This window comes from Caloramator sp., assembly GCF_020054765.1.
GTDB classification, from domain to species: domain Bacteria; phylum Bacillota; class Clostridia; order Clostridiales; family Caloramatoraceae; genus Thermobrachium; species Thermobrachium proteoclasticum.
Genome location: NZ_JAIHAO010000043.1, coordinates 1 through 15,329 on the forward strand (window position 1 = coordinate 1; position 15,329 = coordinate 15,329).

Sequence of the window (15,329 nt, forward strand, 5' to 3'; positions counted from 1 at the left end):
GACTTTTCCAAAGTCGAAAAGCTAAGAATTGCTAAAGCTCACGAAAGAGCCCATTGAAATCCATTCATGGGGCTTTTTCAAAATTTAGCTAACAAGTAGGTTTGTCAACAATCTGGAAGTTTAAAGAACTTATTGTAGGTTTGCCCAATGAAGTGTTTAAAGGTATTCTTCATTGGGCTTTTTAAGTAATAATTAATATTGTAAATAGAGTATAATAATGCTAAAATATTTCGTAGGCGAAATATTTTATTTTAAAGGGATGATTAAATGACAAACAAAAAGATAATAATGATATTTGAACTATTTAGAAATATAAACAGGTCTATAAACAAAAGAATTGATTGCAGGCTTGGATGTTTAAGGTTTAATCCTACAGACATTTATATAATGATACAACTTATAAATGGTAAGAAAAAAACATTAAAGGAGCTCAGTATAGGCGTTGGTCTTGCAAACAGTACGGTGTCTGAGGCTGTAGATAGGCTTGAGAAGGAGGGTTTGGTTAAAAGAGAGAGGGATACTGTTGATAAAAGAAGGGTTTTTATATATGCAACAGAAAAGGCATTTTCATATAAAAAGGAGTTTGAAGATAAAAATTTAAAAATTCTACAGGACATTTTAAAGGACATATCCGATGAGGATTTGAACTGTATTTTAAACGGGTTAACAAAATTAAATGATATTGTAAAGGAGAGAAGTGAGGTATGAAGAGGAAGGGATTATTCATAACACTAATTGTTATTGCAGTTTTTGTATTCTCTATTTTTGCTCTAAAAAAGGGAGGACAAAAACCAATTGAGGTTAAGACAGCTAAAGTAGAAGTAGGGGATATTGTTGCAAGTTTTTCAAGCAGTGGAGTGGTTGAATCTAAAAATAAGAAGGAGTATTATGCATTAAATACTGGTAAAGTACTTAAGGTATATGTAAAGGAATCCGACAAGGTTAAAAAGGGAGATATACTTATTGAGTTTGAGGTTCAGGATATGTCAAATCAGTTAAAAACTGCACAGCTCCAATATGAAAATGCAAAAATTCAGCTTGAAAATTTAAAAAAGCAAAAGGAAAACGCATTAGGTACACTACCACAATCTCAATCCTTGTCAATAGACGATCAAATTAAGCTACAGGAAAATCAAGTTGAGATGGCTAAAATAAATGTTGAAAATATAAAGCAGACAATATCAAAACAACAAAAATATATAAGGGCTGAGGCAGATGGTGTTGTAACTCAAATAAATGTCAAAGAAGGAGCACCTGCACCTATGCAGCTTCCAGCACTAATAGTTGAAAATTTAAGTAATTTAAGAGTATTAGTAAACATAAATCAATATGATGTAAACAAGATTAAAGAAGGTCAAGAGGCCTATATAAAATTCCTTGAAAATACACTTAAGGGAAGGGTTGCATCAATTAGCAAATCAGCAACAAAGACAATGTCTGCCTCAGGAAGTGATACTATTGTAAAGGCCTACGTTGACTTAATAGATACTACAGAAGTAATTAAACCAAACTTTGATGTTGATGTTGAGATAAAAATTTCTGAAAAAAAGGGTGTATTAAAGATACCAAATGAAGCACTAATTCAAGACAAGGAAAATAGGGTAAGGGTCTTTGTAGTAGAGAATGGAATTGCTAAAAATGTGGATATCAAGATAGGTCTTCAAAACGATTTTGAGGCTGAGGTTATAAGTGGATTAAAGGAAGGAGACAGGGTAATTTTAAATCCTCCAGCAACATTAAAGGATGGAGTAAAAGTTATGGATAAGGATGTGAAAAGATGATAGAGATTGTTGAACTAAAAAAATCCTACAAACTTTTATCCGAAGACATAGAAGTATTAAAGGGGGTAAATTTGAGAATAGACAAGGGAGAGTATGTTGCAATAATGGGGCCATCAGGTTCAGGAAAGTCAACTTTAATGAATATATTAGGGTGCTTAGATAGACCAAGTTCGGGTAAATATGTACTAAATGGTAGCGACGTTTCAAAATTAAATGACAATGAACTTGCAAAGATAAGAAACAGAGAAATAGGATTTGTTTTTCAAGCATTTAATCTTTTGCCAAGGTTATCTGCCCTTGAAAATGTTGAACTACCTTTAATATATGCAGGAGTTAAGCTCTCTGAGAGAAGAAGGAGGGCTATGGAGGCATTAGATAGGGTAGGCCTATCGGACAGAATGCATCACAAACCAAATGAACTATCAGGTGGGCAAAGGCAGAGGGTCGCAATTGCAAGGGCAATAGTTACAAACCCTTCTGTGCTTATGGCAGATGAACCAACAGGAAATTTGGATTCTAAGTCAAGTGAAGAGATAATGAAGATATTTCAAAACTTAAACGAAGAAGGTTCAACAATCGTAATGGTTACCCACGAAAATGATATTGCAAACCATACAAAAAGGATAGTAAGGATTAAAGATGGATTGATTTTAAATGATAAACAGGTAGAAAATAGAACGTACTATAGGTAGGTGAAAATATGAACATTTTAGAGAGCCTAAAGGTTGCTATAGAAAGTGTACTTGCAAATAAAATGAGGTCGTTTCTTACAATGCTTGGTATAATAATAGGCATTTCATCGGTAATTACAATTGTTGCAATAGGTAAGGGTGGACAGAAGAAAATAACTTCAGAATTTGAAGATATAGGTGTAAATGTTCTTGAGGTTAAGGTTGATAATAATACTCAGCTTTCAACTAAAGACTATTTTACTTTAAATGACGTAAAGGAGATAAAGAATAAAATAGATGAAGTTAAAAATGTTGCACCTCTTGTTCAAAGGCCTGTGACTGCAAAGTTTGAAAAGACAACAAAGAGGGCTATACTTATGGGAACAACAAACGATTATTCATCTATATTTAATGTAGACATACTTTATGGTCGATTTATAAATGAAAGGGATACTCTACTTGGAAGAAATGTTGTTGTAATTGACAATATAAGTGCTAAAAATATATTTGGGTATGAGGATTGTGTTGGAAAAACTGTTAAGCTTGGAAGCAGGGATAATTTAATAAATGCTATAATAGTTGGGGTTTACAAAAATGAAGGCGGAGCCTTTGCAGCAGCCTTTGGTGGTAATATGCCTGTAATTGCATATGTCCCAATAAGTTTTATGCAAAAACTAATCCCAAATGAATTTAACATAACACAAATGCAGGTTTTGGTATCAGATTCTAAAAACTCAGAGGCTATAGCAAACAACATTATAAAATTAGTTGAAGCAAGACATTTTAATAAAGGAAAATACAAGGCTGAGAATATGGTTAAGCAGATTGATCAGGTTAATAATATAATAAACATTTTTACAATGATAATAGGAGCAATTGCAGGAATATCCTTAGTAGTTGGTGGAATAGGTGTTATGAATATTATGCTTGTTTCAGTAACAGAAAGAACAAGGGAGATTGGGATAAGAAAGGCGATTGGTGCAACACGACGCGATATACTTATTCAGTTTTTGATTGAGTCATTAATTTTGTCTTTAATAGGTGGAATAATAGGAATGATGCTTGGAACTTTATTTGCCTATGCAATAGGTGTGTTCTTAAAAATTGAACCTACCGTGTCCATTTCAACAGTTTTAGTAGCCTTTCTATTTTCATCTGCTGTCGGTATATTCTTTGGTATATATCCAGCCAACAAGGCAGCAAAGCTTGATCCTATTGAGGCTTTAAGGTATGAATAAAAAAATGCGGCACTTATACTGTAATTAAGTGCCGCATTTTTTTATCTTTTAAAAAGGTTCTTTAGTTTATCTAAAAGGCTATTTTCTTTTTTATCAAAATAAGATGAATACCAATCTATAACTAAATCCCTTAATACTGTCTCACGCCCTTTATATAGCTTTTTTAAAGATTCATCCCACATTGATTTTGGGTCTAAGGTTACTATTTTTCTTTTAAATTTATCTATATCATCACAGTAGGAAAAGATAAGGGCATTTTTTATTTTTTCCTTAAATTCATTCTCTATTTCAAGTCTTTGGCTAAGTAATAATTCAATATCCTCCTGCTCAATGTTGTTTCCTGTCTGCTCAATACCATATAGTATTCTTCCTATAAAAAATTTTTCTGGTGTTGAAAGCCTGCTCATAAAATCCTCCTTACAAATAAAATCCCTATATATATTTTAGGATAGAAAGGGTAAAAAGTAAATTGTGTGGTAATAATAAAAGGGAGGAGGGATGCTTATATGAAGGCAGTTGTAGATAAGGATGCTTGTATAGGCTGTGGATTGTGTCCATCCATTGCACCAGATGTATTTGAAATGGGGGATGATGGCAAGGCCCACGTAATAACATCAACTGTTCCAGCAGGTTCAGAGGATGCCGCAAAGGAATCAGAAGATAGCTGCCCAGTAAATGCTATAACTGTACAATAAGGTGGCATAAGCCACCTTATATTATGTCTGCAAAATATTTTTCTGAATACTCAACTTTTCTATACTGATCCAGTATTTTAACATTTTTAGCATTTCTAATTATTAATGTGTATCCGGTCATATTATTTTTATTTACAATATGTATATCTCCATTTAGCATCTTTGTAAATTCCTTTGCAATATATAATCCTATTCCTAATCCTTCTGTTGTAGGAAGTTTTGTATTTTTTGACTTGTAGAATTTTTCGAATATCTTATGCTTTTCTTCTTCACTAATTGGAGGGCCATCATTTAATATTGTTAATTTTAATGAGTCTGCTATATCAAGTTTAATACAAATATTTCCTCCATAATCTGCATATTTAATAGAGTTTGATATTAAATTTAAAACTATTTGAGTAAAGAGTCTCTTATCTGTTACAAAATTTCTTTTATTGGAAAACTCAAAGGATACATCAAGGCATTTTTTATCAAGTACATCCTCTGCCATTTCAATAATTTCATCTATAATATAAACTATATCTTCATCTGTATACTCTGTATCTATATTCCCATTTTCAATTTCATTGTATATTATAAGGTTTTCTGATATTTTATTAAGCCTATATGCATTGTTTTCAATTGATGATATATATTTAGCATATTCTTGAGGATTTTTGCATATTAATTTAGAGGCGTTTAAAATTACATTTACAGGTGTTCTAAGTTCGTGGGAAAGATTTATCAAAAAGTCTGTTTTTATGTTATTTGCTTGGTTTAATTCTTCATAGGGCTTCTTTATATTACTCATAATAAAGGTTTTTACTAAAAATAAAAAGGATATAAATTTAAATAAGTGTGCAGATGTAGAAAAAATATCATTTGGGTATATATGAAAAACAATTATGTATTTTGAAATAATAGCAAACATAATAGAGTTCATAGAACTAATATTTTGTATATCGGGATTTATTATATAGTTTTTAGAAGAGAACATTAATGCAAAAAAATAATAAATAAAAACAGCTAAATCCATTAGTCTATAAAACATAAAATTTTCTTTAGTGTAGTTTAGAAAAGTACTGTAGGAACTATTTTTTATCAATAAGTAAAAAACTAAAGATGATGTTGTAAAAATCAAAGGAATATAGAAAAAATGCCTTCTATTCTTTGCAAGATGACTATCGGGTATAGTATTAAGTAGAATAATAGATATACCTAAAAGCATATATGTCATATTTGCAAAAACAATACTTATACCCCAGCTATTTCGTTCTATAGCAAAATAAATATGAAGTATGTTAATTAGTGCTATAGAGAAAAAAATAGAAGAGGGTATAACATATTTTTGCCTTTTTTCATAAGGGAATGAATACCATCCTATATAAAATACAGCAAATGAAATCATAGAAATAATAGATTCAATACTAATATGTATAAAATCATATATACTACGTTCTATTAATATAGGATCTAATTTTGAAAGGTAGAAGAAGGTTATTAAAATCAAAAAAGTTATAAACAAATTTATACCAATAACTACTTTATTTCTCATTATTTTATCCCCCCAGCAAATCAAGATTTTATCATATGTATATATAAATTTCTACAATTTGTCGAACGATTACATAAAATTACAATATTAGACAAATTAAATTGATTAAAAACAAAATTATTGAATTATTATCTATATTGTTGTATGCTAATATAAGGAAAGGGGGCGTTAAATTGATTTTAAAGGCTATAATACTTGGTATTATTGAGGGACTTACTGAATTTTTACCTGTATCCTCAACAGGACATCTCATAATTGCAAATAAATTTATAAGCTTTACGGGAAATTTTGCAAATATATTTGATGTAGTAATACAGATAGGTGCTATACTTGCTGTTATTTTTTATTTTAATGATAAGATTTTCCCAAAGCTAAATGATAAAAAACAATCAAAGAGGGTATTTAACTTATGGTATAAGGTTGTAGTGGGATTTATTCCTGCACTTATATTAGGATTTTTATTTGATGATTATATAGAAGAGCACTTTTTTAACCCTAAAACAGTAGCCCTTGCACTGATAGTTGGAGCAATACTTCTTTTATATGCTGAGGCAAGATTAAAGAGGGTTAAGGTAGATAGTGTAGATAGGATGTCCTATAAAGATGCATTTATGGTTGGTGTATTTCAATGTCTTGCCCTATGGCCTGGTATGTCAAGGTCTGCATCCACAATAATAGGAGGATTATTTTTAGGCCTATCAAGGGAGGCTGCGGCTGAGTTTTCCTTCTTTTTAGCACTTCCAACTATAATAGGTGCTTCAGTTTTAAAGATATTTAAGGCAGGATTTATGTTTACACCCTATGAATGGTTAGTATTGTTTGTTGGAACTTTTGTTTCATTCATTGTAGCCTTAATTGTAATTGCAGCATTTATGAGCTACATAAAGAAGAAGAAGTTGGCACCATTTGCGTATTACAGAATTATACTTGGTATAATAGTTTTGCTTTTACTATAAAGATAGAATAAGCTGGCAATGCCAGCTTATTCTATCTTTATAGTATCCTTTAGTCCTCATCATATTAAATATAGTCTCTGCGTGTCCCTGTTCCTCCTGCTGAATATGCTGAAGCTGTTTTCTTATATTTGTATCAACAGTTTCAAGTATTGCTGTGTTGTAGTTTGAAGAAACGTGTTTTTCTGTAGATAGTGAATCGTTCATAAGCTGTGCATCTGAGAAGGAGAGGTTTTGTTGGTTTTGTGCAGAGGATGGTTTGTTATAGCTCTCATAGATGCTGGTATAATTTACACCATTTTGAGTCAGTATGTTTTTTAGGGTTGTGGCGTGTTGCTGTTCATATCCTGCAAGGGTTGTAAACATATTCTTTACATCAGCGTCAGTGGATAAAGCAGCATATTGTTCGTATTTTCTTATGCAAAGATATTCAGCATCAAGATTTTCCTTTAGATAAGTTATTTCCTTTTGAGTTAGCATATCATACACCTCCAACAATATTTTTTGCAATTATATGATTTATATCACATTAATTTAAAAGTTTTTAAGATATAATAAGATTGAAATTAAACGGAGGTGATATTATGGCAATAAGAAAGATTGTGCATATAGATGAAGAAAAGTGCAACGGATGTGGATTATGTATTCCAAATTGTGCAGAGGGAGCACTGCAAATAGTAGATGGTAAAGCAAAGCTTGTAAAGGATATTTACTGTGATGGATTAGGTGCTTGTCTTGGACATTGCCCACAAGGTGCGATTTCAATAATTGAAAGAGAAGCAGATGAATTTGATGAAAAGGCAGTAGAAGAACATCTAAAATCCCAAACCAAACTTGAAAAAATAACTAATCATCACCATCACCCTCACCATATTGGAGGGGGCTGCCCTGGAAGTATGATGAGACAGATTAAAAGAGAGGATAATGTATCACAGGATGTAAAGGTAGCGTCAAGATTAAGACAATGGCCTGTCCAATTAAGCCTTGTTCCTCCAACAGCCCCATATTTAAATGGAGCAGACCTTTTAATTACAGCAGACTGTGTTCCGTTTGCCTATGGAAACTACCATAATGACTTTTTAAAGGATAGGGCTGTTGTTGTAGGTTGTCCAAAACTTGATGATATAGAATACTATACAGAAAAGTTAACTGATATAATAAGATTAAACAATCTTGAGAGCATTACTGTGTTAAAGATGGAGGTCCCCTGCTGTAGCGGAATGATGTATGCAGCAAAAACAGCAAGAGATAGAGCAGGTTCTGACATACCAATAAAGGTTGTAACAATTGGTATAGAAGGAGATATAATAAAAAGAGAATACGTTTAAAAGTAAAAAATTACAAGGAATAAAAAATCACCTCTACTAAAAAATAATTAGTAGAGGTGATTGCTTTGAAAAAGAAAACAACATTACTAACTCTACTAATTTTTATAATGATATTTTCAGTAGCATATGCACAGGACACATACTATACCGTACAGCCTGGAGATAGTATGTGGAAGATTGCTCAAAAATATCAGGTTGGTATATCTGAAATAGTTGCAGCAAACCCTCAAATTAAAAATCCTTCCCTAATATATCCAGGGCAGAAGGTAAAAATTCCTGTGATAGAAACAAAGGCAATTGAGAGTGAGGTTGTGAGGCTTGTAAATATAGAGAGGGCAAAGGCAGGCCTTCCAGCACTAAAGGAAAATTGGCAGTTATCGAGGGTTGCAAGGTATAAGTCTCAAGATATGATAAACAAAAATTATTTCTCACATTATTCACCAACCTATGGTTCACCCTTTGATATGATTGAATCCTTTGGTATAAAGTTTTCAGCAGCAGGTGAAAACATAGCTATGGGACAGAGAACTCCACAGGAGGTAATGAATGCTTGGATGAACTCACCAGGGCATAGAAGCAACATTTTAAGCCCATCCTATACTGAAATAGGTGTTGGATTTGCAAAGGATAAGTCAGGTAGGTGTTACTGGACACAGATGTTTATAAAACCTATAAGGTAAACAAAAAAGTTGCCTATTTTTAATTGGGCGACTTTTTTGTTTATTATTAATAAAAAGTAACTATTCCAATTGCTTTTTTATATTTTATCTCTTTAAAAAATTTTTTAAAAATTATATAATTACTATGTATATTAAATAAATTAAGAAAGGGGATAAATATGTATATAGGTATAGACTTAGGAGGGACAAACATAGCCGCTGGATTAGTTGATGAAAGCGGAAAAATACTTTATACAAAATCAACTCCAACGCTTGCAGCAAGAGGATATAAGGACGTAATTAGTGATATGAATAGATTAGTTAAGGAAATCATTGAGGAATCAAAGGTTGAAAAAAATGAAATAAAAGCAATAGGTATAGGTATTCCAGGGCTTGCTGATAAGGATGGAAATGTTATATTCTGCGTTAACTTAGGATGGGAGAACATTCCTTTAAGAAAAATGATGGAGGAAGAACTAAACATTCCAGTGTTTATAGATAATGACGCAACAGTTGCAGCACTTGCAGAATATGAATTTGGTGCAATGAAGGGGTGCCAAAGTGGAGTACTTCTTACGCTTGGTACAGGAGTAGGTGGAGGAATAGTTTTAAATGGTGAAGTCTATAGTGGTGCCCACGGAGTAGGTTCAGAAATAGGACATATGATTATAGGAGAAAACTTCTATAACTGTAACTGTGGAAAGAATGGATGTTTTGAAACCTTTGCATCATCAACTGCTATAATTAGATATGCACAAAAGCTAATAAAGGAAGGCAACACAGATACCAAAATATTGGAGCTTGCTGAAGGAGATTTAGAAAAGATAAATGCAAAGATTATATTTGACTGTGCAAAGGAAGGCGACAGGGTTGCAAAAATGGCAGTAGATAGACTTGTAAAATACCTTGTTATAGGAATTTTCAACATAGTAAACTTTATGGATCCAGAGGTTATAGCATTAGGTGGAGGAGTATCTAATGCTGGAGAATATTTATTAAATTTGGTACGTCAAGAATATGAAAAGAACAAATTTTTCAAAACACTTCCAGCAGCTAAAATTGAACTTGCTAAATTTAAAAATGACGCTGGAATATTAGGAGCTGCAATGCTTGGAAAGCACGGAGTAAAATAGTAGCAAACACAGACCACCCTGCATATTATAACAATATGCGGGGTGGTTTTTTATGATATATGCAGTAATTATGTCAGGAGGACTTGGTTCAAGATTTTGGCCAAAATCGAGGAAAGGACTTCCTAAGCAATTTTTGAAGATAATTGGGCAAAAAACAATGATAGAGAATACTGTTGATAGGATTTCAACAATCATTCCAAGGGAAAATATATATGTTGTTACAAATCAAAATTATGTGGGTATTATTAAGAAGCTATTAGGAATTGACAATAAAAATATATTTAAAGAACCTTTAAATAAAGAGACTGCCTCCTGCATAGGCCTTGCAGCTGTTAAACTTTTAAAGAAGGATTTTGAGGCCACAATGGTTGTTCTTCCATCAGACCACTTAATAATAGGGCAGGAGGATTTTGAACAAACCATAAAAAGAGCAGTAGAAGTAGCACAGGATGGAGACTACTTAGTTACAATGGGAGTAACACCAACACGACCAGAAATAGGATATGGATATATTGAAGTAGGAGATAGGGTTCAGGATGATATTTTTAGGGTAAAAAGGTTTATAGAAAAACCAAACTTAGATGTAGCAACCTCATTTTTAGAAAAGGGAAATTTTTTGTGGAATAGTGGTATGTTTGTGTGGCGTGCAGATAGACTCCTGCGGGAGATAAAAAAATACCTCCCAGATTTATATAAAAATCTTATGAGAATATATGAATACATTGGAACAGAAGATGAGGAAAAGGTAATTAGAGAGGAATATGAAAAGATTGATGGGATATCTATAGATTTTGGTGTAATGCAGAGAACCCACAGGGCAGTTGTTATACCAACTAATTTTGTATGGGATGATATAGGAAGTTTTACATCTCTTGAGAGATTTTTAAGCAAAGATGAAAATGGAAACATAATTCAAAACTGTGAAGCTGCTGTTATGGATGTAAAGAATACAACAATAATGGGCGATAAAAGGTTAGTTGCTGCAATAGGAATAAGGGATATGCTAATTATAGATACTGATGATGTAATTTTAGTATGTCCAAAGGATAGGGCACAGAGTATAAAGGATTTAGTTAAGAAGATTTCAAGCAGTGAAGAATTTGAGAAGTTTATATGATTTAAAAAATCCTTCCTAAAAAAGAGGAAGGATTTTTTTGTGTGAAACGAACAGACTTTATGAAGTTTTGCCTTTGTGGTTAACGTAACTCTTGTTATAAGTTTCGAAATGTTAAAAGGACAGTTTTATAATACTGCTATCTGGATAATTTTAGCTTTGTTTTCGTTGGATAATTCTTTTTATTATTCAAGCGAAATTTCTTACATTCTTACAGAAATATGTAAATTATACTTAGAGTTAATTTAAATATCAATTGGCTTTATCAAAACTTGTCGAAAATTACATATTGATAAAATTTTTTGTCTAATTTAAAATATAGTTAACAAAAACTTTAAAATTATTAAAACTATATTTCAACTTCGGAGGTGAATCTATGGTAAAAAAACACAAATTTAATTCTATAAGATTTAAACTAACAATAATTCCATTATTGGTATTATTTATTTCTTATACCTTATTTACTGTTTTAGCAGTAAATTATACAAAAAAGTCTGTGTTATCAACGATGAAAAATGATGGTTTAGAACTTACAAGACAAATGGCAAAAAGAATAGAACAAAGTGGATTGGCGTATAACACGCTAAATGAACAGGTAGAAGATAAAATAAGAGTATCAGGTAGGATTATTTTAGAACAACCATCAATAAATAACGAAATGTTAATTAAACTTGCAGATACCTTAGGTGTAGATGAAATAAATTATACTGATTCAAAGGGTGTAATAATTTATTCTAACCTTCAATCAAGTATTGGAGCAAGTTTTGACGAAAAACATATTTCTTATCCTGTGTTATCAGGCAAACAGAGTGAACTTATGGAAAATATAAGAAAAAGCAGAGAAAACAATAATTACTATAAATATGGCTATATTAAAAATCCAAAGGGTGGAATGATTCAGGTCGGAATACTTGCCAACAAGATACAGGCAATGTATGACCAAACAAGCTATCAGGCAATAGTAGATGAAATAGGTAAAAATCCTAATATAGTTTATGCACTATTTATAGATAGAAATCTAAAGGCAGCAGCCCACAGCATAAAAGAAAGAATAGGAATTGAACTTAAGGATGAGGGTAGTAAAAAAGCAGCTATAGATGGATTAGAATTTGCTTCAGAATATTATTATGATGTAAAGAAGGTAAATGTGTATGATGTTTTAGCACCAGTATATATTAATGGAAAGCACATCGGTGCGATTAATATAGGTATTTCAATGAAACCTGTATATGATGCAATAAATAAAACTATTATTACAATGAGTATTATAGGAATTCTTTCATTTTTACTGGTAGGATCAATACTATTTATATTCTCTAACAATGCAGTAAATGCTATTAATAAGTTTAAAGCTCTACTTTCATATATGTCTGATGGAGATTTAACAAAGGATGTAGACGGAAATCTTATAAAAAATAAAGATGAATTTGGAGAGATGGCAAAGGCTATCTTAGGGGTAAAAGAATCCTTTAAGATGATAATTGGCAACATTAAAGAAAAAGCACAACATATAGGCAAATCATCAGAGGAATTAGCTTCAACATCACAGGAGATGGCAGCAGGTTCAGAAGAAGTTGCAGCTACCATAAATGAAGTAGCAAGAGGAACACATACACAATCTGAAGAGATCTCTGTCGTTGTTAGTTTAATGCAGGATTTAGCTCAAAATATGGATAACATATACCAAAAATTAAAAAATGTAAAAGAATCAACAGATGATACAAAAAATAAAGTAAATATAGGTAAGAATGAATTAAATCTTCTTTTAAAATCAATTGAGGATATAAAACAATCCTTTACTATGGTTAATGATAAGGTACAGAACCTTTCAAATTCTGTAGTAAGAGTAAGTAGCTTTACAGATGCAATAACAAATATAGCAGATCAAACAAATCTTCTTGCATTAAATGCTGCAATAGAGGCAGCACGTGCAGGTGAAGCAGGACGTGGTTTTGCAGTTGTTGCTGATGAAGTTAGAAAACTTGCAGAGGAATCTAAGCGTTCTGCTGATGAAATAAAAAATCTAATTACATCAATTAATGAAGATACTAAGGAAGTAATAACAACCGTAGGTGAGGTTGATAGTTACGTTGTATCTCAAATTGAAACAGTAGATAAAACTGTAAAATCCTTTGAAGATATATTAATTTCAGTTGAGGCTATTGTTCCTACAATAGAAGATGTATATAAATCAGTTGATTCAACAGTTGAGGTTAAGGATCTTGTACTTGCAAAGACTGAAAATGTATCAAGTATAATAGAAGAGGCATCTGCTTCAACTGAAGAAATTTCAGCATCAAGTGAAGAGATGTCTGCTTCAGTGCAGGACATTGCAGAATCAGTACAAGGACTTGCACAAATTGCAGATGAGCTTGTAAAAGCGGTAGAGAGATTCAAAATATAAGACAACAAGGTTAAAAGTAAAATCAACCATTTAGTGGTAATAAGTATATAGGTTTAAGTATATTAATTGAAAAATCATAACATATTTAAAATTGTGTTAAATGCACTTCGTCCTTCCTTTAATCTATGGAAGGATGAAATTTTTTTTGTTATAATTAAATTACACATTCTATAAAGGGGGTATAAAATGAAAGACTTACTAAAATTATTTTTAATTTTTATTTTAGGGGGACTTTTATCTGCAGCCTTTATTTTTTTAAATTTAAATCCTATAATATCATCTACAATATTAACTTTATTATTGCCATTAGTAACCTATTTTACTTCTAAAAGGGTGGTGTATGTAAAGGAAAAGGTTGAAAAAAATGGTATAAATTATACAGATATATCAAAAAAGCTTGCAAATAGCAGCAGGGATATATATATCAAGCAATAAACTATATGATTTATCAAAGGAGATATATAGCTTATCAGATGAAATAACTGTACTAAGCGATAAGGACAATTCAAATATAAAATCAATAATAAAAGAAATAGAGAACATTATGTCAAAGGTTTCAGACATAATGAGATCAGCCCAAGATGCAAAGAACTTTTCAAACTATTGTATAAAGGATATTAAAGAAAATGAAAATTCAATAAAGACTTCAAGACAAAATTTTGACGAACTAATAAATGTATATAGGAATTTTTCAAAGAGCAAGGATGAGCTTGTTACATCTTCACAAAAGATTTATGAGATTGCAGATTATATAAATGAAATTGCAAATAAGACACACCTTTTATCTTTAAATGCAAGTATAGAGGCAGCACGTGCTGGTGAATCTGGACGTGGATTTTTAGTGGTAGCTTCAGAAATTAAAAAGCTTGCAGCTCAATCAAAGGAATTTAGCGATAATATTAAAAGGGTATTAGATGGAATTACTCAAAATATCAATAGACTTGATGAAGTATCAAACCAAAGTTCAATGAAGATGGAACAGACAAAGGTGGAGATGGAGGAGCTTTATAATTCAATATACAGATTTATAAATTCTTCTGTTGAGCTTAACAAAAATATTGATAATGTAATTATACAGGCAAAGGGAATAGAGTCTTCAACAAACTCAGCACTTGAAACTGCACAGGCTGTTTACTCATCCCACGAAAATACATCTTCGTTGATAGAAAAGGCAGCAGAACTTATACAAAATCAATGGACTGTTGTAGAAAAGTTTAAAGTTATTTCAAATGATGTTTCTTCAGCATCAGATGAATTTTTAAGCAAAAGTATAGATAAAAGTGTAGAGGATAAATTAGTTGAGATAGGTAAAAAAATAATGGAATACAGAGGAGATAAGTCAGAGGCAGCATTGAAAAGATTATGCAAAGAATTAGAAATAAATGATGTCTATTATGCAAATTCACAGGGAATATTTGAATATGGTACAACAAAGGATGCCTTAGGTCTAAATATATTTGAACTTGATAAAAGATATAGAGATTTTGTAAAGAGTGGAAGGGAAGTTCAAATATATCCATTAACAAGAAGATTAGATACAGGAGAACTATTTAAATTTATGGCTGTAAAGAGATTGGATAAAGAAGGGGTAATATCAGTCGGTATATCTATAGACAAACTCCTAAATAAGTGCCACCCAGGTGAAATGTGACATTTCCCATAATATGTATTAAATTATTACTATAATTTTTAATCTAATAAGCGACATTCATCTTAGATTTTTGGCTCTTTGTCAATTGTTGGGGCGGGTATTCGATTAGAATGCCTGTCCTTTCTTATTTGAGAGTGATTTTAGAAAGATAGGTTAGATTGGGGAGAG

General features: G+C 31.5%; 16 protein-coding genes. 13 read left to right on the forward strand and 3 right to left on the reverse strand.

Annotated features, from left to right (window positions below; translation table 11 throughout):
- The first annotated feature begins 267 nt into the window (after positions 1-267).
- The 4 genes from JG776_RS10625 to JG776_RS10640 are packed head-to-tail and all read left to right on the forward strand — an operon-like array spanning position 268 to position 3,690.
- Positions 268-708: a MarR family transcriptional regulator gene (locus JG776_RS10625; protein WP_291967322.1), complete on the forward strand. Its 441-nt coding sequence runs from the start codon at positions 268-270 to the stop codon at positions 706-708.
- Complete coding sequence (locus tag JG776_RS10630; protein ID WP_291967324.1) at positions 705-1,781, forward strand: efflux RND transporter periplasmic adaptor subunit; 1,077 nt, start codon at positions 705-707, stop codon at positions 1,779-1,781. Before JG776_RS10625 ends, JG776_RS10630 begins: the two co-directional genes overlap by 4 nt.
- A complete protein-coding gene (locus tag JG776_RS10635) occupies positions 1,778-2,473 on the forward strand; it encodes an ABC transporter ATP-binding protein (RefSeq protein ID WP_291967326.1) in 696 nt (231 codons plus the stop codon). Before JG776_RS10630 ends, JG776_RS10635 begins: the two co-directional genes overlap by 4 nt.
- 8 nt (positions 2,474-2,481) lie before the next feature.
- Positions 2,482-3,690 (forward strand): ABC transporter permease, encoded by a 1,209-nt coding sequence (locus tag JG776_RS10640; RefSeq protein WP_291967328.1) that lies wholly within the window; start codon positions 2,482-2,484, stop codon positions 3,688-3,690.
- 41 nt (positions 3,691-3,731) lie between these two features.
- Here the strand turns inward: JG776_RS10640 and JG776_RS10645 are convergent, their stop codons facing one another.
- The gene (locus JG776_RS10645) at positions 3,732-4,097 is read right to left on the reverse strand and encodes a hypothetical protein (RefSeq protein WP_291967330.1); all 366 of its coding nucleotides are present in this window, start codon (positions 4,095-4,097) and stop codon (positions 3,732-3,734) included.
- A 99-nt stretch (positions 4,098-4,196) separates the two neighbouring features.
- On the opposite strand from JG776_RS10645, the gene JG776_RS10650 reads away from it, so the two are divergent.
- Positions 4,197-4,385, forward strand: a complete 189-nt coding sequence (locus JG776_RS10650; RefSeq protein WP_027309466.1) for a ferredoxin — start codon at positions 4,197-4,199, stop codon at positions 4,383-4,385.
- 16 nt (positions 4,386-4,401) lie between these two features.
- Here the strand turns inward: JG776_RS10650 and JG776_RS10655 are convergent, their stop codons facing one another.
- Positions 4,402-5,919, reverse strand: coding sequence for an ATP-binding protein (locus tag JG776_RS10655; RefSeq protein ID WP_291967333.1), 1,518 nt, complete (start codon positions 5,917-5,919; stop codon positions 4,402-4,404).
- 173 nt (positions 5,920-6,092) lie between these two features.
- Here JG776_RS10655 and JG776_RS10660 point away from each other — a divergent pair, with 173 nt between their 5' ends.
- Positions 6,093-6,875: an undecaprenyl-diphosphate phosphatase gene (locus JG776_RS10660; RefSeq protein WP_291967334.1), complete on the forward strand. Its 783-nt coding sequence runs from the start codon at positions 6,093-6,095 to the stop codon at positions 6,873-6,875.
- Here JG776_RS10660 and JG776_RS10665 read toward each other — a convergent pair.
- The gene (locus tag JG776_RS10665) at positions 6,870-7,352 is read right to left on the reverse strand and encodes a demethoxyubiquinone hydroxylase family protein (RefSeq protein WP_291967336.1); all 483 of its coding nucleotides are present in this window, start codon (positions 7,350-7,352) and stop codon (positions 6,870-6,872) included. The genes JG776_RS10660 and JG776_RS10665 overlap by 6 nt on opposite strands.
- Positions 7,353-7,456: 104 nt before the next feature.
- On the opposite strand from JG776_RS10665, the gene JG776_RS10670 reads away from it, so the two are divergent.
- From JG776_RS10670 to JG776_RS10700, 7 genes are all read left to right on the forward strand, one after another.
- Positions 7,457-8,200, forward strand: a complete 744-nt coding sequence (locus JG776_RS10670) for a 4Fe-4S binding protein (protein WP_291967338.1) — start codon at positions 7,457-7,459, stop codon at positions 8,198-8,200.
- Between the two features lie 65 nt (positions 8,201-8,265).
- Positions 8,266-8,880 (forward strand): SafA/ExsA family spore coat assembly protein, encoded by a 615-nt coding sequence (safA, locus tag JG776_RS10675; protein ID WP_291967339.1) that lies wholly within the window; start codon positions 8,266-8,268, stop codon positions 8,878-8,880.
- A gap of 158 nt (positions 8,881-9,038) precedes the next feature.
- Positions 9,039-9,992 (forward strand): ROK family glucokinase, encoded by a 954-nt coding sequence (locus tag JG776_RS10680; protein ID WP_291967341.1) that lies wholly within the window; start codon positions 9,039-9,041, stop codon positions 9,990-9,992.
- Positions 9,993-10,044: 52 nt separating this feature from the next.
- A complete protein-coding gene (locus JG776_RS10685) occupies positions 10,045-11,109 on the forward strand; it encodes a mannose-1-phosphate guanylyltransferase (protein WP_291967343.1) in 1,065 nt (354 codons plus the stop codon).
- A 373-nt stretch (positions 11,110-11,482) separates the two neighbouring features.
- Complete coding sequence (locus tag JG776_RS10690) at positions 11,483-13,510, forward strand: methyl-accepting chemotaxis protein (RefSeq protein WP_291967345.1); 2,028 nt, start codon at positions 11,483-11,485, stop codon at positions 13,508-13,510.
- Between the two features lie 186 nt (positions 13,511-13,696).
- On the forward strand, positions 13,697-13,945 hold the full coding sequence (locus tag JG776_RS10695; protein WP_291967347.1) for a hypothetical protein: 249 nt from the start codon (positions 13,697-13,699) through the stop codon (positions 13,943-13,945).
- A complete protein-coding gene (locus JG776_RS10700) occupies positions 13,908-15,161 on the forward strand; it encodes a methyl-accepting chemotaxis protein (protein ID WP_291967349.1) in 1,254 nt (417 codons plus the stop codon). The genes JG776_RS10695 and JG776_RS10700 overlap by 38 nt, the downstream gene beginning before the upstream one ends.
- Positions 15,162-15,329 lie beyond the last annotated feature (168 nt).